Consider the following 2,585-nt stretch of genomic DNA (forward strand, 5'->3'; position numbering starts at 1 on the left):
CCCTGGCCGAGACGCTGGGCACGCTGCTGTCGCCGGTGCTGCTGATGCAGACCGGGCGTGGCGAGGAGCTGCACGCCGCGCTGGTCGCCGCCGCTGAGTCGGCCGCCGAGCCGGATGCGACCGATGTGGACCAGTCCGGGCGTACCCATGAGATCTGGGCCATGCACGACGGCCCGCAGCAGCGGCAGTTGCTCGAGCTCGCCGGCGGTGGCGAGCTCGTCGTCGCCGACGGCAACCACCGCAGCCTGGCCGCGCAGACCGCCGGTCTTCCGCAGTTCCTCGCGGTGATCACGACGCCGGCCTCGGTGGCGATCCAGCCCTACAACCGTCTGGTCAGCGAGCTGCCGGTGCCGGTGGGCGAGCTGGCCGACCAGCTGCGGGCGGCGGGCGCGGAGGTCGGCTCCGGACCGGTCGAGCTGTACGCCCCGGGCTTCGTGCACGGTCTCACCCTGCCCGCCGACCCGGCGCTGCCCGAGGTCGAGAACCTGGACCACGCCCGGGTCGAGCGGGTCCTCTTCGGCGACGTGCTCGGGCTGGACCCGGGGGACAAGCGGATCACCTATGTCGGCGGTGACTACCCGGCCGACTGGCTGCGCGGTGAGGTGGACGCCGGGCGGTCCGCGATGGCCGTGGTCATCCCGCCGGTGACGGTCGAGGACTTCGTGCGGGTGAACCTGGAGCGGCACAAGCTGCCGCGCAAGAGCACCTGGTTCACGCCGAAGGCGCGGGCCGGCCTCGTGCTGGCCGACATCGGCCTTCCCCAGCCCCACCACCACCCTTGATCGGACTGAAGGCAGCTATGCCTTCAGCCCCACCGCCACCGCTGATCGACTGAAGGCATAACTATGCTGCACCCGCAGGTCACCGCCGCCGCGGCGCTGCGTCCCCGGCCGACGGAGCTGACCGACCCGGCGGACGCCGTGCGCGCGCTGCGGGAGGACATGGAGGCGTCGAACGAGGCCGAGTGCGGCCCGGCCTTCCCGCTGCCCGTGGTGGTCGACGTGGACGCCGACGGCGTGCCGGGGCGCCTCTACGCGACCTCGTTCGGCGCGCCGATCGTCGTCTACCTGCACGGCGGCGGCTGGTGCTACGGCAGCGTGGAGACCGTCGACCGGTTCTGCCGCCGGGTCGCCCAGCGGTCCGGCTGCGCGGTGCTGTCGGTGGAGTACCGCCTGGCGCCCGAGCACGTCTTCCCAGCCCCCGTCGAGGACGTCGAGACCGTCCTGTCCTACGTGCGCAAGGAGGGCGCCGCGCTGGGCGTCGACCCGGCCCGCATCGCGATCGCCGGAGACAGCGCGGGCGGGCAGCTGGCCACCGTGGTCGCCCGCCGCCAGCGCGACGCGGCCACCCCGCTCGACTTCCAGGCGCTGATCTATCCGGTGATCGACCCCACGCTGTCCAGTGAGTCCTATGCCGAGCTGGGCGGCTACGGACTGGACCGCGAGTCGATGCGGCTGGCCTGGGAGGCGTACGTGCCGGAGCCGAGCCTGCGCTGGTCGCCGGACGTGGCGCCGCTGGCCGCCGACCTGACCGGGATGCCGCCGACGCTGATCATCACCGCCGAGTTCGACGTGCTGCGCGACGAGGGCGCCGATTACGCCGACGCGCTCGTCACCGCCGGCGTCCCGGTCGTGCACACCGTCTACGCCCAGATGAACCACGGCTTCGCCCGCAAACTCGCCGTCATCGACGCCGCCCGCGCGGCCGCCGATCAGGTGGCCGGTGCGCTGCGCAGCGCCCTGACGTTCTGAGCGGATCCTTTCTGCAAGGATGGGGCAATGCGTGTCTACCTGGGTTCCGACCACGCCGGCTTCGAGCTGAAGAACCACCTCGCCGAGCATCTGCAGAAGCAGGGGCACGAGGTGGTCGACGTGGGCCCGCACGTCTACGACGCCGAGGACGACTACCCCCCGTTCTGCCTGCACGCCGCCCAGCGGGTGGTCGACGACCCGGGCAGCCTGGGCGTCGTCATCGGCGGCTCGGGCAACGGCGAGCAGATCGCCGCCAACAAGGTGGCCGGGGTGCGCTCGGCGCTGGTCTGGAAGGTGCAGATCGCCGAGCTGGCCCGGCAGCACAACGACTCCAACGTGTGCAGCATCGGCGCCCGCGAGCACACCCCGGAGGAGGCGGCCGCGTTCGTCGACACCTTCCTGGCCACGCCGTTCTCCGGCAACCCGCGCCACCAGCGCCGCATCGACCAGCTCACCGCGTACGAAACCTCGCGCGAGCTGCCGCCGCTGCCGTCCTCCTGACGGTCAGCGGTTGCGGGGCAGATCCTCGCGCGGCATCCAGTTGCGCCGCACGATGGGCATGCCCTCGGCCTCGGCCAGATGTTCCTCGCTGGGCCGGGCGGCGTCCCGTGCCCGCATGGCCGCGCCCACGCTGACCTGCGACGATCCCGACCCGACCAGGCCTCGCAGGCCGCGCTCCGACTCGTCGCCGCCCGCGGCCGGGCGAGCCCGGGGCGGCGGCTCCGCGGCGGCCGGCGGCGGGGCGGGCTCGGGCGCCGGGGCGCCGCCCGCGGAGGGGCGCAACCGCCGGCGCCGGCGCTCGATCTCAGCCATTCACCGAACTTAGAACACTTC

4 protein-coding genes are annotated in these 2,585 nt (G+C 73.3%); 3 read left to right on the forward strand and 1 reads right to left on the reverse strand.

Going from position 1 to position 2,585, the window contains the following annotated elements; genetic code table 11:
• From AB0M20_RS37380 to AB0M20_RS37390, 3 genes are all read left to right on the forward strand, one after another.
• Positions 1 to 782, forward strand: a 782-nt coding sequence (locus AB0M20_RS37380; protein ID WP_364305510.1) for a DUF1015 family protein, incomplete at its 5' end; no start/stop codon positions are given.
• A gap of 63 nt (positions 783 to 845) precedes the next feature.
• Complete coding sequence (locus tag AB0M20_RS37385) at positions 846 to 1,751, forward strand: alpha/beta hydrolase (protein ID WP_364305511.1); 906 nt, start codon at positions 846 to 848, stop codon at positions 1,749 to 1,751.
• Positions 1,752 to 1,778: 27 nt separating this feature from the next.
• Entirely contained in the window at positions 1,779 to 2,252 is a 474-nt protein-coding gene (locus tag AB0M20_RS37390; RefSeq protein WP_364305512.1) for a ribose-5-phosphate isomerase, read from the forward strand.
• Between the two features lie 3 nt (positions 2,253 to 2,255).
• On the opposite strand, the gene AB0M20_RS37395 is transcribed toward AB0M20_RS37390, so the two are convergent.
• Entirely contained in the window at positions 2,256 to 2,564 is a 309-nt protein-coding gene (locus AB0M20_RS37395) for a hypothetical protein (protein ID WP_364305513.1), read from the reverse strand.
• Positions 2,565 to 2,585: the final 21 nt, after the last annotated feature.

Origin of the sequence: Actinoplanes sp. NPDC051633 (assembly GCF_040681735.1) — a bacterium.
In the GTDB taxonomy this organism is placed as follows: Bacteria; Actinomycetota; Actinomycetes; order Mycobacteriales; family Micromonosporaceae; genus Actinoplanes.